Source organism: Pseudobdellovibrionaceae bacterium (assembly GCA_019637875.1).
Classification (GTDB): domain Bacteria; phylum Bdellovibrionota; class Bdellovibrionia; order Bdellovibrionales; family Bdellovibrionaceae; genus JAHBUW01.
Window position 1 is genome coordinate 158,596 of the sequence record JAHBUW010000004.1, and the last position, 22,238, is coordinate 180,833.

General features: G+C 55.5%; 25 protein-coding genes. 13 read left to right on the plus strand and 12 right to left on the minus strand.

Features of this window, described 5'->3' with window-relative positions; translation table 11 throughout:
• Positions 1-138 precede the first annotated feature (138 nt).
• The 6 genes from KF767_07240 to rfbB form a co-directional block, all read right to left on the minus strand.
• On the minus strand, positions 139-1,335 hold the full coding sequence (locus tag KF767_07240) for an ABC transporter ATP-binding protein (protein ID MBX3017664.1): 1,197 nt from the start codon (positions 1,333-1,335) through the stop codon (positions 139-141).
• Complete coding sequence (locus KF767_07245; protein MBX3017665.1) at positions 1,335-2,060, minus strand: ABC transporter permease; 726 nt, start codon at positions 2,058-2,060, stop codon at positions 1,335-1,337. The genes KF767_07240 and KF767_07245 overlap by 1 nt, the downstream gene beginning before the upstream one ends.
• Positions 2,061-2,147: 87 nt before the next feature.
• Positions 2,148-2,936 carry a 2OG-Fe(II) oxygenase gene (locus KF767_07250; protein ID MBX3017666.1) on the minus strand — a complete coding sequence of 263 codons (789 nt, stop codon included), beginning with the start codon at positions 2,934-2,936 and terminating at the stop codon, positions 2,148-2,150.
• Complete coding sequence (gene rfbC, locus KF767_07255) at positions 2,924-3,508, minus strand: dTDP-4-dehydrorhamnose 3,5-epimerase (GenBank protein MBX3017667.1); 585 nt, start codon at positions 3,506-3,508, stop codon at positions 2,924-2,926. The genes KF767_07250 and rfbC overlap by 13 nt, the downstream gene beginning before the upstream one ends.
• Positions 3,505-4,413 carry a dTDP-4-dehydrorhamnose reductase gene (rfbD, locus tag KF767_07260; GenBank protein ID MBX3017668.1) on the minus strand — a complete coding sequence of 303 codons (909 nt, stop codon included), beginning with the start codon at positions 4,411-4,413 and terminating at the stop codon, positions 3,505-3,507. The genes rfbC and rfbD overlap by 4 nt, the downstream gene beginning before the upstream one ends.
• Complete coding sequence (gene rfbB / locus KF767_07265) at positions 4,374-5,402, minus strand: dTDP-glucose 4,6-dehydratase (protein MBX3017669.1); 1,029 nt, start codon at positions 5,400-5,402, stop codon at positions 4,374-4,376. The genes rfbD and rfbB overlap by 40 nt, the downstream gene beginning before the upstream one ends.
• Before the next feature lie 116 nt (positions 5,403-5,518).
• On the opposite strand from rfbB, the gene rfbA reads away from it, so the two are divergent.
• Genes rfbA through KF767_07285 form a run of 4 tightly spaced genes read left to right on the plus strand, consistent with a single transcriptional unit; the run spans position 5,519 to position 10,807 of the window.
• A complete protein-coding gene (rfbA, locus tag KF767_07270) occupies positions 5,519-6,397 on the plus strand; it encodes a glucose-1-phosphate thymidylyltransferase RfbA (protein MBX3017670.1) in 879 nt (292 codons plus the stop codon).
• Complete coding sequence (locus KF767_07275; GenBank protein MBX3017671.1) at positions 6,397-7,323, plus strand: HAD family hydrolase; 927 nt, start codon at positions 6,397-6,399, stop codon at positions 7,321-7,323. Before rfbA ends, KF767_07275 begins: the two co-directional genes overlap by 1 nt.
• 39 nt (positions 7,324-7,362) lie before the next feature.
• Positions 7,363-8,445 carry a glycosyltransferase family 9 protein gene (locus KF767_07280; protein ID MBX3017672.1) on the plus strand — a complete coding sequence of 361 codons (1,083 nt, stop codon included), beginning with the start codon at positions 7,363-7,365 and terminating at the stop codon, positions 8,443-8,445.
• 43 nt (positions 8,446-8,488) lie between these two features.
• Positions 8,489-10,807, plus strand: coding sequence for a fatty acid cis/trans isomerase (locus tag KF767_07285; GenBank protein ID MBX3017673.1), 2,319 nt, complete (start codon positions 8,489-8,491; stop codon positions 10,805-10,807).
• Positions 10,808-10,816: 9 nt separating this feature from the next.
• On the opposite strand, the gene KF767_07290 is transcribed toward KF767_07285, so the two are convergent.
• Positions 10,817-11,155: a glutaredoxin gene (locus KF767_07290; protein MBX3017674.1), complete on the minus strand. Its 339-nt coding sequence runs from the start codon at positions 11,153-11,155 to the stop codon at positions 10,817-10,819.
• Between the two features lie 139 nt (positions 11,156-11,294).
• On the opposite strand from KF767_07290, the gene KF767_07295 reads away from it, so the two are divergent.
• Positions 11,295-12,476: a Fic family protein gene (locus KF767_07295; protein MBX3017675.1), complete on the plus strand. Its 1,182-nt coding sequence runs from the start codon at positions 11,295-11,297 to the stop codon at positions 12,474-12,476.
• Here the strand turns inward: KF767_07295 and KF767_07300 are convergent.
• Complete coding sequence (locus KF767_07300; protein MBX3017676.1) at positions 12,454-14,223, minus strand: ATP-binding cassette domain-containing protein; 1,770 nt, start codon at positions 14,221-14,223, stop codon at positions 12,454-12,456. The two genes, KF767_07295 and KF767_07300, sit on opposite strands and share 23 nt — an antisense overlap.
• A gap of 163 nt (positions 14,224-14,386) precedes the next feature.
• On the opposite strand from KF767_07300, the gene KF767_07305 reads away from it, so the two are divergent.
• From KF767_07305 to KF767_07320, 4 genes are all read left to right on the plus strand, one after another.
• The gene (locus tag KF767_07305) at positions 14,387-14,719 is read left to right on the plus strand and encodes a winged helix-turn-helix transcriptional regulator (GenBank protein ID MBX3017677.1); all 333 of its coding nucleotides are present in this window, start codon (positions 14,387-14,389) and stop codon (positions 14,717-14,719) included.
• Positions 14,716-15,255: a hypothetical protein gene (locus KF767_07310; GenBank protein ID MBX3017678.1), complete on the plus strand. Its 540-nt coding sequence runs from the start codon at positions 14,716-14,718 to the stop codon at positions 15,253-15,255. Before KF767_07305 ends, KF767_07310 begins: the two co-directional genes overlap by 4 nt.
• 66 nt (positions 15,256-15,321) lie before the next feature.
• Positions 15,322-15,567 (plus strand): hypothetical protein, encoded by a 246-nt coding sequence (locus tag KF767_07315; GenBank protein ID MBX3017679.1) that lies wholly within the window; start codon positions 15,322-15,324, stop codon positions 15,565-15,567.
• A 1-nt stretch (position 15,568) separates the two neighbouring features.
• The gene (locus KF767_07320) at positions 15,569-15,856 is read left to right on the plus strand and encodes a YheU family protein (protein ID MBX3017680.1); all 288 of its coding nucleotides are present in this window, start codon (positions 15,569-15,571) and stop codon (positions 15,854-15,856) included.
• A 10-nt stretch (positions 15,857-15,866) separates the two neighbouring features.
• Here the strand turns inward: KF767_07320 and KF767_07325 are convergent, their stop codons facing one another.
• Positions 15,867-16,127, minus strand: coding sequence for a hypothetical protein (locus KF767_07325; GenBank protein MBX3017681.1), 261 nt, complete (start codon positions 16,125-16,127; stop codon positions 15,867-15,869).
• A gap of 17 nt (positions 16,128-16,144) precedes the next feature.
• Between KF767_07325 and KF767_07330 the strand changes: the two genes are divergently transcribed.
• Positions 16,145-17,965: an ABC-F family ATP-binding cassette domain-containing protein gene (locus KF767_07330; GenBank protein MBX3017682.1), complete on the plus strand. Its 1,821-nt coding sequence runs from the start codon at positions 16,145-16,147 to the stop codon at positions 17,963-17,965.
• Between the two features lie 161 nt (positions 17,966-18,126).
• Here KF767_07330 and KF767_07335 read toward each other — a convergent pair whose 3' ends face one another.
• Positions 18,127-18,282 (minus strand): hypothetical protein, encoded by a 156-nt coding sequence (locus KF767_07335; protein MBX3017683.1) that lies wholly within the window; start codon positions 18,280-18,282, stop codon positions 18,127-18,129.
• A 240-nt stretch (positions 18,283-18,522) separates the two neighbouring features.
• On the opposite strand from KF767_07335, the gene KF767_07340 reads away from it, so the two are divergent.
• The gene (locus KF767_07340; protein ID MBX3017684.1) at positions 18,523-19,260 is read left to right on the plus strand and encodes an SDR family NAD(P)-dependent oxidoreductase; all 738 of its coding nucleotides are present in this window, start codon (positions 18,523-18,525) and stop codon (positions 19,258-19,260) included.
• On the opposite strand, the gene KF767_07345 is transcribed toward KF767_07340, so the two are convergent.
• Positions 19,257-19,673 carry a hypothetical protein gene (locus KF767_07345; protein ID MBX3017685.1) on the minus strand — a complete coding sequence of 139 codons (417 nt, stop codon included), beginning with the start codon at positions 19,671-19,673 and terminating at the stop codon, positions 19,257-19,259. The two genes, KF767_07340 and KF767_07345, sit on opposite strands and share 4 nt — an antisense overlap.
• Positions 19,674-19,781: 108 nt before the next feature.
• Here KF767_07345 and KF767_07350 point away from each other — a divergent pair, with 108 nt between their 5' ends.
• Together KF767_07350 and KF767_07355 are read left to right on the plus strand one after the other, a co-directional pair.
• Positions 19,782-20,156 (plus strand): hypothetical protein, encoded by a 375-nt coding sequence (locus KF767_07350; protein MBX3017686.1) that lies wholly within the window; start codon positions 19,782-19,784, stop codon positions 20,154-20,156.
• Complete coding sequence (locus KF767_07355) at positions 20,149-20,865, plus strand: class I SAM-dependent methyltransferase (GenBank protein ID MBX3017687.1); 717 nt, start codon at positions 20,149-20,151, stop codon at positions 20,863-20,865. The genes KF767_07350 and KF767_07355 overlap by 8 nt, the downstream gene beginning before the upstream one ends.
• On the opposite strand, the gene KF767_07360 is transcribed toward KF767_07355, so the two are convergent.
• Positions 20,841-22,142: an O-antigen ligase family protein gene (locus KF767_07360; protein MBX3017688.1), complete on the minus strand. Its 1,302-nt coding sequence runs from the start codon at positions 22,140-22,142 to the stop codon at positions 20,841-20,843. The two genes, KF767_07355 and KF767_07360, sit on opposite strands and share 25 nt — an antisense overlap.
• Positions 22,143-22,238 lie beyond the last annotated feature (96 nt).

The following is a 22,238-nucleotide window of genomic DNA, read 5'->3' on the forward strand; positions in this document are numbered from 1 at the left end:
TATTCGAAAGCCCAGTTCGCATGGCGCTCCGGAGCGATGGACGTGGTTGAGCTTAGCGTGTTCGCTTGTTGGACGGTCGCCAAAATTTCCTTTTCCACGTCGCCATCGGAATAATCGATATCGGATGAGATTCGGTGATTATTCAATTTGGACTCCGATCTGGGGCGCGAACACTCCCGTGCCGTTTTGGGTGGGGAGAATCGTTAATGATTGGCAATTGTAACGACGATGTACGATTTTAAGTGCGCCCGATTCGTCTTTTCGGGTCAAACCGAGAGAAAGCAGATATTGGCCTGAGCGCAGGTCCAATGGCAGCTTGAATTTCACCGACCGGGCTCCGCGAGCGAAAGATCGCGAGAGGTCAATAGCCAAGAGTTCGGTGTTTGATCCGACGACGTCCAATCCTTCGACCGAGCGAATGGCGAAGGCGCAGATCAATCCTGGAAGAAGTGCATCGCCTTCGATGTTGATCTTGATCTCGACCAAATCACCTTGCAGATACTCCGGTCCCGTTCGGTCGTCCCTTCCTTTGATCTCAAACGAAGCGATGGTGAGCTCCTTTGAACCGTAGTTGTCGGTATCATCCTTTTCGGCGGTGGGAGTGCGACCTGAGTCGATTCGGCGGTAGGCGTTGATGACCGCATGGGGTGTTCCTTCCGCGACGAGTCTTCCCGCGTCCAGGAGGATGGCTGAGCTACAGACCTTCGCCACCGTTTCGAGGCTGTGGGTGACGAATAGGATGGTTTTACCTTCCTTCTTGAAAGAATCGAATTTCGCGAAACACTTCGCTTGGAAGAACACGTCTCCGACGCTTAAAGCTTCGTCCACGATGAGGATGTCTGGATTGACGTGAATGGAGACCGCGAAGGCCAAGCGTGCGAACATCCCACTCGAATAAGTTCGGACGGGTTGCTCGATGTGCGCGCCGATGTCGGCGAACTCCTCGATCGAGCGTAAGTTCTCGGCCATACGTTGGCGGGGAAGACCTTGGAGAGCCCCGCTCAAATAAATATTCTCTCTGCCCGAGAGGTCTGGGTTGAAGCCCGCGCCGAGCTCAAGTAACGCCGAGACTCTTCCATTCACGGTGCAGGTTCCCGAAGTCGGCGTGAGGACTCCGGCGATGATCTTCAAGAGCGTCGACTTTCCGCTCCCATTTTTGCCTAACACCCCGAGCGTTTCGCCGCGTGGGACCGTCAGGTGAAGCGAATTTAAGGCGTGGAACGGTTGATGTCTCGGACGTCCGAGAGGATCAATCATCTCCATCAATTGTTGAAAGGGATGATTGTAAACGCGGTAGACTTTGGAAATATCGCGGATCACCAATGCGTCCATCATCACAGCACATCCGCGAAGTGATTCTTTGCTCGGCCGTAGACGAGTTTACTGAGGCTGGCGAAGAGGATCACCAGAGTCCAGAATTTGATCAGCGCGGCCCCGTCATCCCAAAAGTTTGATTGATCAAACAACACGTGTCGATAACCCGTGATGATGTAGGCCATTGGATTGAGCTCGACATAAGGTCTAAAGTGGGCGGGAAGTTTCTCGACGGACCAAAAAATAGGAGTGGTCCAGAACCCAATTTGCACGGCGAGCGAGACGACCTGGGCACAGTCGCGATAGAAAACGGTGATCGTCGCAAGCAACCACGCTGCGCTCATTACGAGTGCGAAAAGCGCTATCGTGTAGTAGGCAAACTGAATCCAATGCCATGTCGGGTAGAATCCGTAGGCCGCAAGCACGAAGACGAAGATCAGCGCCAGAGTGGTGAACAGAACTCCGGCGACGAGGAGTTTGATGAGCGGAAGCATCGAAAAATCGAAAACGACTTTTTTGACGAGGTAAGACTTTTCCGTAATTGAGGTCGCGGCGCTCAGAACCGATTCGGAGAAGAACATCCACGGGATCATCCCCGTCAGGAGCCACAAAATAAATGGGACTCCTTCACGCGGGGTGGTTCTCACTCCGAATTCGAACGCGAACCAAATGATCGCGATATTCAGAATCGGGAGAAGAAAAACCCATACCAGTCCAAACGCCGAAGCGGAGTACTTTTGGCGCATCTCAATTTTCGTAAGTTGCCACAAGAGCTGGAGGCGCTCGCGGCGTCGCATTTGGTTTGATGCCACGTGAATGATCCGCCTAAATCCCTACTTTTTCCGGTAAACTTCGTTTGCGGATTCAATGCCGGATCTTCGCCGTATTAACTCCATCACTTCGGGGTTGTTCTTTTGATCCATATGAGGAGCGAAGAGGGCCTTACCCCGCCGGCTCGCCTCGGCCCGGGGATCAGTCAGATAATAAATGGCGAGTGACTGTCGCACTACTCCTTCTGGGCACTGCAGGGGATCGGGTAGTCCGTGCCAACTGTTCTGAGTGGTGTCGAATAAAACGGCACGATTGAACACGTTGTCCACGGTTTTTTCGCATCGGCCGGGGGCTTCATTTTCCGCATCATGACTCCACAGTTGAAGTCCTCCGCCCCAAGATGCATCCCAACGAGGGCTGAGATAGATGATGAGGTTCAATCGTCTTTCGAGTTCGAGCTTGGGGTGAATAGAATAATCAAGATGAACATTTAGTTTTCCTCCACGCTTGTGCGCATGGAGGCCCCCGCCATTCAATCCCACATCGGGATGGAGCTCGGGAATTCCCGTGATCCGCTCTAACTCCCTTAGGCATTCGGGGGAATTCAGGTAAGCGAACAACCGATACGTATTTTTTTGGAAGCGATCCCATGAGTTCATCGCGCGTTTATCTTCGATTTGGTTTTCGTAGGAGTACCAGATCGGAGAAGAAAACTCGGGGAACTCGGAACTCACCTCGCTCGCGAGTTGGGAATCCAAAAAATCGTCGATGACCAAATGGTTAAACGGCGCCGAATCTTGAAAGCTCTTCCTGAGGCGTTCTTGATCTTTGGGCCAAATCACGTGTGACATGGAGCCTCGCTTCGTGAGTTCCAGAAGAACTTGGGATTGTTACGATATTCTTCGAATGAGGGCAGTTGCATATCTTTGGAACTCAAATGTGGTGATGAGACCTGCCAGTCGATCCCAAGCTTCGGGTCTTTCCAGAAGATTCCTCCTTCGCCGCCCGGACCCCAGCCCGCCGTCACTTTGTAAAGGACGTGCGCGGGTTCCTCGCCTAATACACTGAATCCATGCGCGAACCCCGCGGGAAGCCAAAGCCAGGTTGGCGTACGCGCATTGAGTTCCACCTTATAGTGTTGGCCAAAGGTCGGCGAATTGAGTCGGATATCGACGGCCACGTCCAGGATCTTTCCGGAGATGCAGGTTACAAGCTTCCCCTGAGCGGGCTGATGCTGGAAGTGGAGCCCGCGAATGACACCAGGCTTCGACCAGGAGAAGTTATCTTGAACGAAAGGCTCTGCAATTCCGTGTCGTTTAAACAAGTCCGTGCGATAGCGCTCGGTGAAATACCCCCGGTCATCCGAGAAGATTCGGTTTTGAATAAGAATGAGCCCTTGTAAGGGTAGGGTTTCGAAGGTCATCTGAGTCTCCCGATGATTTGTCGAAGATCTTCTTGCCATGGCCTCATTCGGAGACCGAACTCTTCGAAGAAGAGGTCGTCCGACATGCGCGAGTTATGCGGACGACGAGCCGGGGTCGGATATTCTTCGGAAGAGATGGCGTTTACTTTTTTAACTTTCAAGTCGAATCCGCTGTCGCGGGCGCACGCGAAAATGGATTGTGCGAAATCGTGCCACGAAACGTAGGGCTTCGAGGACAGATGATATGTACCTCCGCCACGAACTTGATCAGCCTTGAGGATCATCAAACGTGAGAGTTCCGCAATACTTCTTGCGGACATGGGGCTTCCGATCTGATCGTGCACGACGCTCAGTTCGTCTCGCTCGCGTCCGAGCTTGAGCATGGTCTTTACGAAGTTGTGACCGTATTCAGAGACGACCCAAGAAACGCGGAGGATGAAGGCGTCGGGAGCATGGACCCGAAGCTGGTTTTCGCCTTCGAGTTTGCTTGCTCCATAGGTATTCACGGGGTCTGTCGCATCGAAGGGAGTCCACGCGCGCTCACCTGATCCCGGGAAAACATAGTCCGTGGAATAATGTAGAATCCGGCTGCCGCGTGAAGTGGCCCAGCGTGCAATGGCTCCGACCGCTTCACCATTGATGAGAAAAGCGTCCTTCCGCTCTGACTCGGCTTTGTCTACGGCCGTGTAGGCGGCCGCATTGAGAATAAACCGGGGAGGGGTTTCGATGTGCCTATCCAGCTGAGATGCGATAAGATCGGGACGGGTGAAGTCGACTTCGGTTGAACCCAGAGCCAATACTTCCTCGTCCCAAACGAGATCTTGAAGGGCGCGTGCGATCTGTCCATTGCGTCCAAGAATCAAAATCATTTCGCCGAGTTCCTTGAGCGAAGCTTTGCCAGCCACTCATCGGCTTTCAGGTACCAGTCGATGGTTGAGGCAAGACCATCTTCGAATTGGTCGAAACGTCGTTTGAAGCCGATCTCATTCGCCGCTTTGCGATCGTCGATTGCGTAGCGGAAGTCGTGGCCTAGTCGATCAGAGACGAACTCAATTTGCGTTTTGTAGCTTCTGCCGTCAGCCCGGGCCATTTTTCGGTCCAGAATTTCGCAAATCGAGTGGACCACTTCGACGTTTTTGCGTTCGGAGTTGCCGCCCAGGCAGTAGGTTTGGCCACTTTGACCGTTCTCGAAGGCTTGCAGGACTCCGCGAGCATGGTCTTCAACGTGAATCCAGTCGCGAATGTTTTCCCCTTTTCCATAGATCGGCAGCGGCTTTCCTTCAATCGCATTAAGAATCATTCGGGGGATCAGCTTTTCGGGGAATTGCCTTGGACCGTAGTTGTTCGAGCAATTTGTGATGATCGTCTCGAGACCATAGGTGTGATGCCAAGCCCGCACGAGATGATCCGAGCTCGCCTTGCTCGCGGAATAAGGAGAGTTCGGTGAATAGGCGGTGGTCTCAGAGAACTTTCCGGTCGGCCCGAGTTCTCCGAAGACCTCATCGGTTGACACATGAAGAAAGCGAAACGCTTTTTTCGAGAGCTTTGAGTATTCGCGTGCGGTCTCGAGAAGTGAAAACGTACCCATGATATTCGTTTCGAGGAAAACCTGAGGACCATGGATCGAGTTGTCCACATGGCTCTCCGCCGCGAAATGAACGATCCCATCGGGATGATGATCAGCCATTGCTGCGCGCAGTCCGCCGCGATCGCGAATGTCGGCGTGAATGAAACAGTACTCGGGATGCTTCTCAACGTCGTTCAGATTCGCGAGATGCCCAGCATAAGTCAGCGCGTCGAAATTGATGACCCGATATCCATTGTCTAAGGCAATGCGAACGAATTGACTTCCAATAAAGCCGGCTCCACCGGTCACAAGTAGGCAACGCCCCATTTAGTTCCCCTCTCGCAAAGGCATATGTCTGCCAAACTCCCTAGACAAGGACAATCATCTTTTGTACCTATTTAGGTTTCTAAGTCTGCGAATCAAAAAAGGAATGGGGTTGTCTCTTGAAAGGAATATTGCTCGCTGGAGGATCAGGAACGCGCTTGGCTCCGTTGACGGATTCCGTTAGCAAACAGCTGTTGCCCGTTTACGATAAACCCGTCATTTATTATCCGCTAGCCACCCTGATGATGGCGGGGATACGCGAGGTCGTTTTAATATCGACGCCTCGCGATCTGCCACTGATCCAGAGCCTGCTCGGGAGTGGTGAGCAATTGGGCATGAAGTTTCACTATCGAGAGCAAGCTAAACCTGAAGGTATTGCCCAGGCGTTTCACCTTGCTGAAGATGACCTCAAGGGCTCTCCAGTGTGTCTCGTGTTGGGTGACAACCTTTTCTATGGACATGACCTGCCGACGAAGCTTCGGAATGCCTCTAAATTGAGCAAAGGCGCCGACGTTTTCGCCAGCCATGTGAGTGATCCTGAGCGTTACGGAGTCGTCGAATTCGACAAGTCGTGGAAGGCATTGAGTGTCGAAGAAAAACCCAAAGTTCCGAAGTCAAACTGGGCAGTCACGGGACTTTATTTCTACGACGAGAAGGTTTTCGATTACGCCCGTCAGATCAAACCCTCGGCTCGTGGCGAGCTTGAAATCACCGACGTCAACCGGATCTACCTCGAAAAAGGTCAGCTCCAGGTGACGACGCTTGGCCGCGGTTTCGCGTGGCTCGACACCGGCACCTTCGACTCTCTTTTGCAAGCAAGCCAATTTGTGCAAACGATTGAAGCACGCCAAGGGATGAAGATCTGCTGTATCGAAGAAATCGCCTACACTCAGGGGTTCATCGACAAAGCTCAGCTTCTCAAGATCGCAGATAAGTATTCCAAAAATGGCTACGGTGACTATCTGAGGAGAATCTCGGCCGATTCGGGATTGGGCTGATGCCATCCCCGATCTCGGCGCACCTTCTTGACGACCTGAAGCGTGACTGTCCCGAGCTCATTCCAGTTTTAGTCACGCTATGGACAAAAGGCCACCTCGGTGTCGATGGTGGAAGTCTCACGGGCGAGGAGCTCCGTTGGCTGATCGAGCATTTTCCCGACGTCGTTGTGCATGAAAATCCCGAAATTTCGGTGCCGCGCGATCCGAGAAGTAGCGTCATTCTTGGAGTATCCCATGAGCTTGATAACGTCGATCGCTTCTCTCCAGCCCATTCTTTGAAGTTGCCAATTCGGGATCCCGAATTTCGGAACAGAGCGAGCGCGATGCTGAAGCGAATTGCCGAGAATGAGCCTACCCGAATTGCGACGCCAAAGCTTGGACCCGAGCCAAGAACGCTTCCGTCTGCTCAGCCGATCGCGGCTCTCTTTTTGGATCGTGACGGCACGATTATCGATCTGGTTCCCTACATTACGGATCCTGCCGCCGTGGTCCTCAAAGACGGAATTGTACCGTTGATTCGCTGGGCGAGGGGCCGGGGTATGATGGTCGTCTGCGTGACGAATCAGTCCGGTATCGGTCGAGGATGGTACACTTGGGAACAGTTCGATGCGGTCCAATCGCGAATGGATGAGTTGCTGGCCGCCGAAGGTGTCCATTTAGATGCAACCTTCGCCGCAGGATATTTTCCGGATTCCGCCTTCGTCGAGGGGCTGGTCGCGCCGGGACTGCGCAAGCCCTCACCGGGAATGCTAACCTGGGCAGCATCACGGCTGAACTTGGATCTTTCGCGTTCGGTGATGATCGGCGACTCCGATGTGGACGTGGAGGCGGGCCAGCGTGCTGGTTGCCTAGGAGCTTTCAAAATCACTCCCGATTTGGAACTCACGGAGATTCTAAAGCAGGTTGAGAGCCTTACCGACAGATAGCAGTATGGATGCCAAGCGTCGAGGTGATCTCTTCATGCCATGGCTTCGGTCTTGCCTCGTCTCTCGGACAATGAAACCATTTGCCGCATGCAAGACGCTGAAACCCAAACAATGACTGCCGCGCCAACGGGCAAACGCGTGCTTTTCGTGAAGCTGGGGGCGATCGGCGACGTCATCATGGCGCTCCCCCTTTCACGCAGTCTTGCCCGGCAAGGCGTTGAGGTGACTTGGGTTTGCGGTCAATCCTTGGAACCGCTCGTACGTACTTTTTCTGACGCTCAAATCATTGAAACCATCAATGATCGAAAACTTTTTGCAGGCAACCTGACGGCGAAGCTGACCGTGTTCGTGCAGGTTTTTCTTCGATTCCTGGGGCGCCGATATGATGAAGTCCTCATCGGACATGCAGATCCGCGCTATCGTCTTCTCTTCAAAGGGGTTCGTGGTCCCGTTTTTAGCTTCGGGAGTCATCTTGGAGGGAATCGGATCCCAACCGGGACGAGGCACCATTCCTACGAATACCTGAAACTGGCGACACGTGAAGATTCAAGCATGGCGCCGGATCCCAAACAATTTATGCCCAGGCCCCTGAAGGTCTGGAAAGGTCAGGGTTCGAAAGTGATCGCGTTCGCTCCTGGTGGAGCGCGAAATCTCCTTGCCGATGATCGCCTTCGTCGCTGGCCGATCACGCACTACCGTAAGCTTGCTGAAGAACTCCTCGCGAATGGTTTCGACGTTCAAATCTTTGGAGCTCCGACCGACGCATGGGTGATGCAGAGTTTCCAAGGACTGAATGTGAAAAATCGCATCGGCGAGTTGGATCTTCTCGGATTCGTCGGTGCACTCAGCGAAGTTGAAGCTCTCGTGACGCACGACTCAGGCCCCCTGCACATCGGTGGACTGGCCGGCGTTCCCGTTTTTGGCCTCTTCGGTCCCACCGAGGGAAGCTGGCGTTTTCCGATTGGTAACCGTGGGCGCATCCTACAGCTCGCCGAAAAGCTTCCGTGTCAGCCCTGCTATGATGGCAAGAACTTCGCCCCTTGTAGCGACAACCGCTGCTTAAGTGCGATTTCGCCCCATCGCGTATTCGAAGAGATTCAACAAACGCTTGCTCGTACCTGATCTTTACTTTGCGCGCCTCCAAGACCCATGACAGTCTGAGGCGATGATGAGTGTTTTTGTTTTGTGGGCGCTCGGTTTCTCTGCCGTGGCCGGGGCGCAAACCCCCGCCACGGTCCCCGCATCCTACTTCCACGACCACATCCAGCCGATCTTCAACGCGCGCTGCATCTCCTGCCACAGCTGCTACGAATCGCCCTGCCAGATGAATCTGCAGAGCTACGCGGGCACCCAGCGCGGCGCCAACCTGCTTTCGGTCTATCAAGGCGACCGCCTTCAGGAGATGGCGCCCACGCGGATGTTCGAAGATGCCAAAGACACCCGCGAATGGCGCGAGAAGGAGTTCTTCGACGTTCTCGCCCACGGCGAGAAATCGGTGTTCTGGAGGCTCATCGAGATCGCCAAAAAGCGGACGAGCTATCCCAGCCTCACGGTCCGCGAGAACACCATGTGCGTGCGAACCGAGCGGGACGTCTTCGCCCTTGAGAAAAGCCATCCCGAATTTGCCATGCCTTACGCCTTACCGGCGTTGACCGCGGACGAGGAACTGAAGATCAAAACCTGGCTCAAGGCCGGCGCCCCCGGGGAAATCGAAACACTGCAGCTGAAAGGGCTTTCGCCGAAGGAGCTCAAGATCGTTCGCGACTGGGAGGCCTACCTCAACGCGAAGGACCTGAAATCGCGGCTCGTCGCGCGTTACCTTTTCGAGCATTTGTTCCTGGCCCGCTTCGCCTTTCCGGGAAAGCACTCTGGCTATCTGAAGCTTGCGCGGTCGTCGACCGGTTGCACGACGGCCATCACGCCCGTCCGCGCGCGCCAGCCGAACGACGACCCAGGCGTGAAAGAGTGGCACTACTGTTTCTACGAGGACGTCGGCGCAACGGTCGCGAAGAAACATATTCCCTACGAGATCAGCGAAAAGAAACTCGACTGGATCAAACGCAACTTCGCGCAAGAGAAATGGACGGCCCGCGAGTTCCCCTCGTTCGCCCGCGAGGTTTCGGGGAATCCCTTTGTCGCCTTTCGCGAAATTCCCGTGGCCGCGCGCTACCGGTTTTTGCTCGAAGACGCGCGTTACCACATCATGACGTTCATCAAAGGCCCGGTTTGTAACGGCAGCGTCGCGGTCAACGTCATCCGCGAACAGTTCTTCGTTTTCTTCATCGATCCCGCGAAGGACGTGATGCTTTTGGACCCCGAGTTCGCCCAAGAGTCCGAGCGGCTTTTGCTTCTGCCCGGGAACTTGGATGCCCGTCTGGGGCTCGTGCGCGCGTTCAAGGATTTTCAAGCCATCACCGAACTGCGCAATCGTTATCGGCAATTGAAGGCGCGGCAGCTCGAGAAGCGTTTTCCCAAGGGGCTCGACCTCTCGCACATCTGGAACGGGGAGGGGGAAAACCCCAACGCCTTGCTGACCGTCTTCCGTCACGACGACAATGCCGAAGTCGTTTTCGGAGCGAAAGGGGATCTTCCACGTACGGTCTTCATGTTGGACTATTCGATTTTTGAACGACTGGTCTACAACCTGGTCGTGAATTTCGACGTCTTCGGTGACGTCAAACATCAAGCCATGACCCGTCTTTACATGGACCTGATCCGTATGGAGGCCGAGAACAACTATCTCGATTTCTTGCCGCCCGAAGAGCGCTTGAAGGTCAAAAAATTCTGGTACCAGGGGACGCTCACGCAAATGAAGCTGAATCTCTTGAATGAGGACCAGTTTCCGAAAATTCCGGCGGCGCTTTCGTTCGAGGGGCAGGCCGACACACACGCGCATCTCCTGGATCGGATTCTTTTCACACGCCTTGCGCCCGCAATTCGCGGAGCCGACGGTTTGAACCGGAAGAAACTTCGCCCGCCCGAGGACAAACTTCCGCCGGTCGCGAGCGCGCTCCGTGAGCTGGCCTCGGTTTCGGTTCACGAAAAATCCTACTTCGCGAAACGGATGCCGGAGTTCTCGCTTCTGGTCCTTCAAGAGAAGGGCGAGGTCACCGAGTTGTATTCACTCATCCGCAACCGCGAGTACCAGAATATTTCGTGGATGTTCGGGGAGGGGCATCGTCTGGATCCCGACAGCGACACGCTGACGATCCTGCCGGGTGTGCGGGGATCTTATCCCAATGACATTTTCGTCGTGGAAGGGCATGAGCTCACGGGGTTCGTGAAAGGTCTAAAGAAAATCGGGCTGAAGCGCGACTTCGAAGCCTTTCATCGCAAGTATTCGCTCAGCCGTCGGTCCCCCGATTTTTGGCGGGTCTTCGACCAAATCCAAGAGGTGAATCGCCGGGAGGATCCCGCCGAGGCGGGATATCTGGATCTTTCCCGCTACCGGATGGAAGTGGGGCGCTCTCCGGCGGATCCGTAGGCGGGGCGCTTAGCCCTTCAGGTAGCGTTTCAAATCCACGAAACCGCCGACGAGTTTTCCCTTGTGGAAGATCATCGGGTACGTGGGCCAGCCCACCCACATCTTCAAGGCGAGGCGCGGTTTCCACATCGAGAAGTACGAGCCGTAACCCACGTAGTGATACTTGATTCCTTGCTCGTCCAAATATTTACGGGCGTTTTTCACGACGGGATTCATCTTCATGCCGACGACGAGCCACTCGTGCGTGGTGCGCAGGGTTTCGACTTCTTTCACGATCCAGGGGTGAAACTGCTCTTGGCAGCGTTGCGCGTTCGGGACGACCAGTTCGTTGGACAGTAGCGGTCTCATGGGTTCCTCAAGTCTTCTATAATTGATTTGAATTCATCTAAGTAAATAAAATTATAAAAAATGTGAGTTATTTATTGTGACTTACAAAAATGAGAGTTACTTTAAATAGCTAACAAATTTGCCCAAAATTGAGAGTTACATGAAGGCTGACTTTAAAGACAGAGTAGGAACATGGCAAGTCGTTAAAAGCGGCGAAGAGACCTACAAATCCTACGTGCCGAAGCCGCTTCCCCCGAAGCCAGAGATCGATCTTTCTCGGCTTTATCCGCTGATTGATAAGGCGGTGATTGCCATAGGTCGTCTCGATGGGATGAGTCGAATTCTGCCCGATGCATCGCTTTTCATCTATATGTACGTCCGCAAAGAAGCTCTCCTTTCTTCACAGATCGAGGGAACGCAGTCTTCACTTTCCGATCTATTAATGTACGAAAACGCCGCCGCTCCTGGTGCGCCGATGGATGACGTGGTTGAAGTCTCCAATTACGTTTCTGCGATGAACTACGGGTTAACGAGATTGAAAGAGTTCCCTCTCTCGCTGCGGATCATTCGGGAAATTCATGCCGAACTCATGCGCAAAGGTCGCGGCAACTTGAAGCAACCGGGCGAATTCCGGACTTCCCAGAATTGGATCGGCGGAAGCCGCCCAGGGAATGCTTTGTTTGTTCCGCCTCCGGTGGGCGAGCTGATGAGAGTTCTCGGCGAATTCGAAAGCTTCCTGCACGATCCGAAAGTCAAAATGCCCGTCCTGGTGAAGGCCGCGTTGGCGCATGTTCAGTTCGAAACGATTCACCCCTTTTTGGATGGAAACGGCCGTCTGGGGCGACTGCTCATTACATTCATGCTTTGCATGGAAGGAGTTCTGTCGGAGCCTCTTCTTTACTTGAGTTTGTATTTCAAAACTCATCGTGAGCGTTATTACGAGCTTTTGCAGTCCGTACGGGTCACCGGCAACTGGGAGGAGTGGATCGAGTTCTTCCTCGTTGGGGTCGAGGAAACCGCGTCGCAAGCGACAGAGACCGCGCACAAAGTTCTGACCGTTTTCAAAAATGATCGCCGTAAACTGGAAGAGGCGTCAGTTTCCGCGGGTATTCTTTCGGTTTTCGAAGTGTTGCAGCGCCGACCCATATGCAATACGTCGATTGTCCGCGAGGAAACGGGACTCTCTTTGCCGACGGTTCTTCGGGCTTTCGAAATTTTGATTCAGTTGGGGATTGTCCGTGAAATCACCGGTAAGGATCGGCACAAGACGTTCGTGTATCACGACTATCTCAATATTCTTTCGCAAGGAACCGAGCCGATCAAGAGGTCGCCGACCTCGTAATGAATTGACGTTGCAGAAGTTGGAAATACAAACCTTGTCGATCGGCGGCGAGTTCCTCGTGCGAACCCACCTGCTGGATCTGGCCCTGGTCCAGCACGAAGATGCGGTCCGCGTCCTTCACCGTCGCCAACCGGTGGGCGATGATGAGCGTCGTGCGCCCCTTCATCAGCCGCGACAGCGCCTCTTGCACCAGGTGCTCCGAGGCGGTATCGAGATTGGACGTGGCCTCATCCAAAATCAAGATGCGCGGGTCTTTCAAAAGAGCGCGGGCGATGGCGACCCTTTGCTTTTGCCCGCCCGAGAGTTGAATCCCTTTTTCGCCGACGAGAGTGCGGTAGCCTTCAGGAAAAGCCGCGATGAAGTCATGGGCATTGGCCGAGCGGGCCGCCGCGATCACTTCGTCCGTGGTCGCCTCGGGTCGGCCATAGCGGATGTTCTCTTCGATCGTGGAGGAAATCAAAACCGGCTCTTGCGAGACGATGCCGATGCGCTCGCGCAGCCACGCGAGATCGAACTCACGCAAGTTCACCCCGTCGACTTCGATGGAGCCCGCGCGGGGATCGTAAAAACGGGTCAGGAGCGACGCCACCGTCGTCTTGCCGCCGCCGGAACCGCCAACCAATGCGACGGCTTCGCCGGGCTCGATGTGAAAGTTCATTTGCCGCAGGACCGGAACGTCGGCACGGCTGGGATAGGCGAACTCCACGTCGCGGAATTCGATGCGCCCCTCCAGGCGCTCCAGCTTCCGCCCGCCGCCGTGAATTTCGGAATCGCGTTCCAGGATGTCGAAGACCCGCTCTGAAGCGCCAACCCCGGCCATCATGTCGCCCCATAAACTTCCGAGAGAGCCCACGCCGATGGCGACGATCATCAAATAAAGCAGGAACTGTGTCAGATCGCCCACGGACATGGAGCCCAGCACGACCTCGCGCCCTCCGTACCATAGCACGAACGACACGGCGGCGAAGCCGATCAGCATGGCGAGCGTCATGAACTGCGCGATGCTGGTGATGCGCGCCTTCGCGGTCGTGAGCGCCACGCCGAGCGCGCCGTCGTAACGTTCAAGCTCCGTGGACTCTTGCACGAAGGACTTCACCGTGCGCACGCCCGAGATGGACTCTTCCGCCACGATGGAGGCGTCGGCGATGGATTGCTGAAAATTCTTGGCGTGCTGACGGATACGTTTACCGAAAAAGTTCGCGAAGACCGCGACGGGGGGCACGAGCACCAGCATCACGAGGGACAGTTTCCACGAGGTGTAGAACATGAAACCGAGCCCGCCCACGACCTGCCCCAGATTGCGCAGTCCCTGCGAGATGTTGACGCTGACGGTGTTCTGCAAAGTGGTGCAGTCCGAAGCGAGCCGCGACATCAGTTCGCCCGTGCGGTTGAAGTCGAAGAAGGCGATGTCTTGATTCAGGATGCGGTGAAAAAGATCGCGCCGTAGTCGCAGCACGATGCGCTCGCCCGCCAGCGTGAAGAAGTAGTAGCGCGCGCTCGAGGTGAGGGCTTGCAACGTGAAGGCCGCGAACAGCGCGATCACGACTTGATTGAGCAGGGCGTAGTTCTTCGGCTGGAGCACGTTGTCCACCATCCAGCGCACGAGCTGCGGATAAACGAGGCCGGCGCCGCTCGACAAAATCAGGAACAGCATTCCCCAAGCGAGGAAGGCCCGCTCCGTCCGCGCCAGTCCCGCTAAGCGGCGGTAGGTCGAGGACGTGAATGAGGGGGACGCCGGGACGGACATGGAACTGGAGCATACTCCCGGCGGCCCCGCTCACAAGACGCCCTGCGGCTGGGGCTCGTAAGTTTCACCGGGCCATCTTCGCCTGCTTGGAGGGGTCTAGTTTTTAACCCATATGGTCTAAAAATTAGTTCATATGGTCTAAAAATTAGACCATCATAAGAGCATGCTTGAATCCATCTTTGGCAATGCCACGGCGGAAAAGGTCCTCATGTTCATTCACCATCACGGCGAAGCCCATCTGGGGGCGATCGCCGCGGATTTCGCGATTTCCAAAGCGGCCGTGCGCCAGCAGCTGAACCGCTTCGAGCGGGGCGGAGTCTTGGTTTCAAAAGAGATGGGGCGCACCCGGATCTATACATTCAACCGCAAGTCACCGCTGACGCGGCCTGTGCGTGAGCTCGTGGAAATGGCCTACGACCAGCTCTCGATTTCTGAGAAAGAGAAGACATTTCCTTCGCGTCGTCGTCCCCGCCGTAAAGGAAAGCCGGTCACTTGAAAGAGCCGAACTGGAAGACGTGCACCGAGGAAGAGGTTTGGAAATTCGTTGCTTGGCACTTGGCTCGTCATGGAATCGAAACTTTCCTCGTGGGCGGGGCCGTCGCGGCGATCTACTCCGAAGGCGCATATCAGTCGGGTGATCTCGATTTCGTTTTGCGAACGAGTCTGGACAAAAAAGTTCCCGGCTTGATGGCCGAGATCGGATTCATCCAGCAGAAAAGCCGCCACTTCGTGCACCCTGACTGCGACAAATTCATCGAGTTCGTCAATGGCCCCGTCGGGATCGGGGATGACGTGCGCATCGAACCCGACAAAGTCAAAGTCGAGGGGCAAACGCTCTACATTTACTCGCCGACCGACTGCATTCGTGATCGACTAGCGTCCTATATCCACTTCCGGGCCCGGGAGTGTCTGGATCAAGCGGTTCTCGTCGCGCGGAAGTTCCCTTTCGACCAAAAGAAAGTCCAAAAGTGGTGCAAGGAGGAAGGAGCTCCTGAAGCTTTTGACGAGTTGATGCGGCAGCTTCGTCGTTAACTGCGCCGCGACGTCGGTTGCTTGCGGTGCCCGGTAAAACCAAACTGGTGCGCGGAGGAACCCACCATGTCCGAAGATATGAAAGCCGAACTGGAACGTCTGAAAGCCGAAAATGCCGCCCTGAAAGCGACGAAGCCCGCGCGTGGCGCGATCTCAATGAAGGTGTCGGAAAAAGGCGCCCTTTCGGTTTACGGCATGGGCCGTTTCCCGGTCACGCTCTACAAAGAGCAGTGGATCAAGCTGATGGAAATGAAAGAAGAGATTCTGAAATTCATCGGCGACAACAACGACCGCCTGAAAACCAAAGAGTAGAATGAATCCGCAAGCCGCACCCCCGGTCGAAGTCCCGTGGACGGAGCTCAGCGAAGACGCCCTGAACGGCGTGCTGGAGAGCTTCGTCCTGCGCGAGGGCACCGACTACGGCCGCGAAGAGGTGCAGCTCGCGACCAAAATCGATCAGGTTCGCCGCCAACTTCAGCGCGGCGATATCAAGATCGTTTTCGATCCCACCTCCGAAAGCATCCAGCTTTTGACCGCGCAGGAGTTCCGTCGTCTGACGAAAAATGCGCCCACCGAGCGGCACTGGGAAGCAGAGCCTTAGTCGTTTCGACTCACTCCTCGTTCCAGACGTAGTAAGCCGCGCCCGAAAGCGCGACACAGCCGATCCAATCGGCGTAGTCGTTGGGCGCGAAGTAGGTCCACAAAATCAGACTGACCGCGATGACGGCCAGTTTCAGATTCGACTTTTGAATCGATTTACGAAAAATCCAAAAGCCCACGGTCCCGAAGAGAAGTCCCGCCAGAAGATTTGAGATCGAGAAGTCCATTCCGTAAGCATAGGTCTCAAGCCCGGTCTTGTCATCGTCCGCCAAAAATGCGACATCAGGTTGTGTCGGAAAATCTGCTGCAGCTCATTGATGCCGAAAAAGCCTACGGAACGCGCGTCCTGTTCACGGGCGCGACCGTTTCCATCAATCGTGATGAGCATATTGGCGTCATCGGCCCCAACGGCGCGGGGAAGTCGACCTTTTTCAAGATCCTGACCGGTGATGAGTCCATGGACAAAGGGCGGCTCGTCCGTTCCAAGGAGCTCTCGCTCGGTTATCTTTCACAGCACGATCATTGGAACGAAGGCGAAACCGGCAATCAATTCCTGGAGCGCACGACGACGATCCCCCTGTGGGAAGTGAAATCCCGTGGCCGCGAATTGAAAGTCAGCGAAGAGATGCTGGATAAGCCGATCACGTCCCTCAGCGGCGGCTACCGTATGCGCGTGAAGTTGCTGGCGCTACTGGGCCAAGCGCCGAACCTCATGCTGCTGGATGAGCCGACGAACTATTTGGATCTTGAAACGACGCTGCTCCTTGAGCGCTTTTTGCAAAGCTTTGACGGCGCGTTCCTGCTGATCAGCCACGACCGCGAGTTCCTGCGCCGCACGACCGACCATACGCTTGAAATCGAAGCGGGCGAGTTCATGAAGTTCCCCGGCAACATCGACGACTACTTCGAGCAGAAAGAGCTTTTGGCCGAGCAGCTGCGTGCGCGGGCGGCCAACTTGGCGGACAAACGCGCCTCGGTCATGGAGTTCATCACCCGCTTCGGCGCGAAGGCGACCAAGGCCCGCCAAGCGCAGTCGAAGATGAAGCAGCTCGAAAAGATGGAAGTCATCGAGATCAAACCGCTGCGCGCTTCGGCGGTGATCAAGATCCCGAAGCCCACCCACACGGGCGAGCAGGTGCTGCAGGTCGAAAACGCCCATATCGGCTACGGTGAGCGTAAGATCCTGACGAACGTGAATTTGCGGATCAAACGCGAGGACCACATCGGGATCGTCGGTTACAACGGTGTCGGGAAGTCGACGTTACTCAAGTCGCTGGCCGGAACACTCGCGCCCCAAAGCGGCGAGGTGAAACCCGGCCACAACGTCCGCATCGCCTTCTTCCACCAGCACGTGGTCGAGGCGCTCGATCCCCGCGATGACGTTTACTCGTCGCTCGCGGCGGGCGCGCATCCGGAAGTTCTACGCCAAGAGATTCTCGACATGGCGGGGTCGCTTCTTTTCTCGGGCGACGACGTCAAAAAGCCGATCTCCGTTTTGTCGGGAGGGGAGTGCAGCCGCGTGGCGCTCGGCCGCGTCCTTCTGCAAAAAGCCCCGGTCCTCATTCTCGATGAGCCGACGAACCATCTCGATTTTCAAACCGTCGAAGCGTTGACCCAGGCGCTGCACGCTTATCCGGGCACGCTCATCACCGTCAGCCACGACCGAGGCTTCATCCAGCGGGTGGCGAACAAGATCGTCGAGATCAAAGACGGCGACGCCCATCTTTACCCCGGCACTTACGAAGAGTACGTCTGGCGCATCCAAAAGGAGTTGAGCGCCGAGGACGTCGACGCCGCGCCCGTGGTCGCGGCGACGAAGTCGGCGCCGGAGGGCGCGGTGGCGAAGCCGACCTCCTCCGGAACCCAGTCCTACCAGGAGAAAAAAGAAGCCGAGAAAAAGCGCCGTCAAGACGAGCGTCGCTTGAAGTCCGTGGAAGAGGAGATGAGCTATCTTCAGCCTTTGATCACGGGCCTGACCGACAAGCTGAGCGGGGGCCTGCAAGGTCCGGAGCTGCAATCGGCGATCAAAGATTTGGGCGAAAAAACCGAGCGCATGAACACGCTCGAGCAAGAGTGGCTGGAACTCAGCGAAACGCTGGCCGCGAAATAAAAAAAGAGGCCGTCCTGGCCTCTTCAGCTAACCTCTCTATTTTGCCCTCAGAGAAAGTTTGCCCTCCTCAAAAACCTTCACTCTCAAGCGATGAACCTCGGTCCAAGACGGGTACAAAGTACCAGGGGGAAAACCATCTCGAACCGAAATCCATTTTGGATCTATTTCTGAATCTGACTTGCGGCTTGGATCACTTGGACCGCCGCGGGAGCCGGGGATGATTTCGCTTCGATCCCCATCATGATCGCCACCAATAAAGTGAGAACGACTAGTGAAAGGGTTCCGGTCTCTTCTTTCTTCAACATCATCAGTTGCATGGTGATGCCTCCGTCGACTCTTAAGAATGCAAGGAGTGCCAACCCTCAAAACGCCCCAAAAAGCCCCTCGGGGTGGCCGGCCCGATCCACATGGCGACAACATTCCAGACAGTGAGAACTTTTAGACAGGTCCAGGGTCCACCCCCGACCGAGGTCCGATTGCGAAGAAGGTGGGGGCTCTACGCTTGGCGGCCCCCCAGGACGACGGATAACGTGAAAGAGTTGTGAAACGGAGCTGAGATGAAGGATCGTGTCATCTTTGGGGCCACGTCCGCGATTGCCGTCGGCGTCGCCCAGATTTGGGCGCGTCGCGGGGATCAATTGACCCTCGTCGGCCGCAACGGAAATCGCCTGGCGGCCATCGCCAAAGACCTGCAAAGTCGTGGGGCCTCGCAGGTCGAAGTCATCGTCATGGATTTCAGCGATCCCATCAAACTCTGGGAGCAAGTCGAGGAGTTCTTCGGCGAGAAAGAGCGCGTGGATACGCTGCTCGTCGCCCAGGGCTTCATGGGCTACGGTTCCGAGCAAGATCTGAAGCCCAAACGCGTTCACGACATCTTGGACGTGAACTTCGAGTCGGCGGCGATGGTTCTTTTGGCCGCGAAATCCCACTTCATCAAAAACAACTACGGCACCATGGCGGCGTTCAGCGCGGTCGAAGGGGACGTGGGGCGTTCGACGACCTATCTTTACGGTTCCGCGAAGGCCGCCCTGAAGGTGCTGCTTTCGGGACTGCGTGAGGAGCTCACCCCGAAGGGCGTGAAGGTCACGACGATCATTCCCGCGCGGGTCGAGACGCCGCTGAATAAAGACGTTCCGCGCGACGGTCGCTTTTGGACGAACGTGGAAAAGGTCGCCCAGGACATCGCCTACAAAATCGATGAAGGTGCCAACGTCTATACGCCGATTGTTTGGAAGTTCATCAGCTGGCTTCGCCGCGTTCTGCCCGAGGGCCTGGCCCGTAAACTCAAAGTTTAGTGCGGCGAGGGAACCTGATCCGGACGGCAGGTGAGATCGTGCGCGAACGCGACGACGCCCGACTGGGTCGACGTGTACCGGCCCGAATCGACTTTTTCATTCAGCTCGACGCGCAAGGTTTCGGCCGCCGTGGTTTCGAGTTCAAAGACGTAATTCTTGGCGGGATCACGTGAAGCCCGGTGCTTCAAATAGGCATCGAGCGCGAGCGGCTGGCTGAGCTTCGTGAAGTCGCCTTCACCTTCGGATTCAAACCAAGCATCTTCCGAGACGGCGACGATGCCCGAACCCATTCGGACCTTCACCCAAAGGGCCGCCTCCGTCAGTGTCGTCGACCGGCATTCGAAAAGGCGGAAGTCCGCGCGAGCGGAAGGATTCAGCAAAAGCAGCAGGAAGGTCACAACGAGGTATCGCATGGCGGGCGTCTTAGCCGTCCTGGGGACCATCGGTCACGGTGAATCCCCTAATCCTGCACTGATTTCAGGCAATTGACCCTGAATCCCTTTCCCGACTAAAACCACCCCATGTTCTCCTTTGTGACCGGACTCTTGATCTTCGGTGTCTTTGGCGTCATCCCAGCCCAGGCTCATCCCGAGTGCGTGCGCGAGTGCGGCACGGTGCAGACCTATCTTGGAGTCAGTGGGGAAGAACGCCTGATCCTGGAAGTGGAAACGGGCTTCGATTGGGAGCGGGGAATGGTGTCAAAGTCACTGTTCGAACTGCGCTCGGCCGTCCCCGGGATGCAGATTCACTTTCAGCAAGAGCTTCTCGATCAACTCAGTAGCGGGGACTCGATTTGCGTAACGGGCGCCAAAGTTACACGCGTGGACCGAATTCCCGCGCTGGTGCCGTTTTCGATCGAAGGCATGAACACCTCTCGGAGTGCAGAATATGATTGATCGCGGATTGAACTACGGCCGTCACTTGATTTCAAAATACTCGGCTCAAGCTTTGACTGGGGTCATGAATCCACAGGTGCTGGATGTGGGGGCTGGTTCCGGAACGGATCTCGAGTTGGTTCGCGGTGGATCGCCGACGGCAAGCCTTCATGCCATTGAAAGCTATCCGCCGAATGTCGAGAAGCTGCGACAGATGAATTGCCAGGCCCACCCGTTGAATCTCGAGGTGGACAGATTTCCTTTCGAGAACGAAAGCCTGGATTTAGTTATCGCGAATCAGGTCTTGGAGCATACGAAAGAGATCTTCTGGATCTGTCATGAGGTTTCGCGCACACTGAAGGTCGGTGGTCATTTCTTGATTGGCGTTCCTAATTTGGCTTCCTTCCACAATCGGGGGCTTTTGCTATTGGGGCGTCAGCCCACCGCGATCCAAACAGCCTCGGCACATATTCGCGGTTTCACGAAACACGATATTTTGCGCTTCTTTGGTCGATGTTTTCCGGAAGGTTATGAGCTTGTTGCGTTCGGAGGCAGCAATTTCTATCCGTTTCCCGCGGCCATTGCCAAACCGCTGGCGGCAATATGGGGCGGAGGTGCGGTGAGTATCTTTCTGCTTCTTCGTAAGAAGTCGGCCTATGGGCGTAGCTTTGTTGAATATCCGGTCGTCGAGCGGTTGGAAACCAACTATTTCTTAGGCTCACCGAATTGAAGGCCGTCGCGAAGTGCGACGAGCAGGCCAAGAACCAAGGCGAGGGTCAGGCGCATTTTCGCGTGTTCGAAATTGCTTTCAAAGGCACCGCCGAAAAGAAAGACGCAAATCGCTCCGATTACTCCGAGAGTCATTCCCCGTGCGAATTTTTGTTTAGGTGAGAGGTTTCGATACAGTCGAAATCCCCCGATCAAACTAAAGATCCAAAAACCAGCGTAGGCGAGCATTCCGAAAACTCCGGTGCCCGTAAGGATATGCAAAAACTGGTTGTGGGCGTGGCTGACGAGCAGACCGGGGGGAGCTTCGACTTTTGCGTAATACTCCGTGAGCAGTTGCACATTCTGGTTGTAGCCCACGCCGAAGAGTGGTGAGTCCTTCCACATTTCCCAGTTTGCGCGCCAGATCCACAGTCTTTCCGTATCTCCGCCTTGAAAGGCCTGCAGGATACGGTCATTGAGCGCGGGCCAGGAAAGCATAAGACCCACGACACTCACGAGTCCAAGGAGCGCACCCACCAGGGCCCATGTCCATCGGCGAAGACTTAAAATGACTACGCTGGCAATCGGGACCGCCATCCATACGCCACGAGTAAAACTGAGCAAAATCGCGAGACTTCCAAAAATCACGGCGCCCATCCAGATCGTGCCACGCGGGCCGCTGGAGCGTAGAGCTTCGAAGCGCGGCAGGTCTTGAATCAAGATCCCGATGGGAATCATGAGCCATAACCCGTACAACTGCGCGAAGACGATCGCCTGTTGCAGAAAACCACCGGTGCGCACGGTGCCGTCCGGAAAGGCGTCGAGGACGGCGCCGGGTTGCAAGGGATCGTACTTCAAAAAGAAAATAGAGATGGCCCACAAGCATGCGAGGACGTAGGGCACGAAGTGCGCACGGATAGTGTATTCACTCACACGAATAAAGCTGAGATGGCGGCCCGCCGCCACCGCAACCAGCAGCCAACGGAAATCTAGAAGTTTCATCCACTGGAGATCGGGAACGCGGTCCGTGTTCCAAAGCAAAGATAAAAGGGTGGCGCCGAACCAAAGCCCCGCGAACCACTCGAGCCCCGTACGACGCAAGACCCACGCGCGATAGCGCGAGTCGCGCGCCGCCAAGATCAAAACCCCAAACACGAAAAGCGCCGAGAAGAAATCCATCGCCGTCTGCGAGATCAGCGTGGACACCGCGAACAAAGATAAAAACACATTCGTGGTTTTCACGAGCGCGCCAGTGTTTGAAGTTTGGTCAGTCAGATTTTGCAAAGTCATGTGGGACACTTAAAGGGGGATTCTGCCAATTTGCGTTCGTAAGAACCAGGAATTGTCGCCGCGAGCGACCGAATTCGTCGCCGTACCACGTTAAAGTTCAGCCAA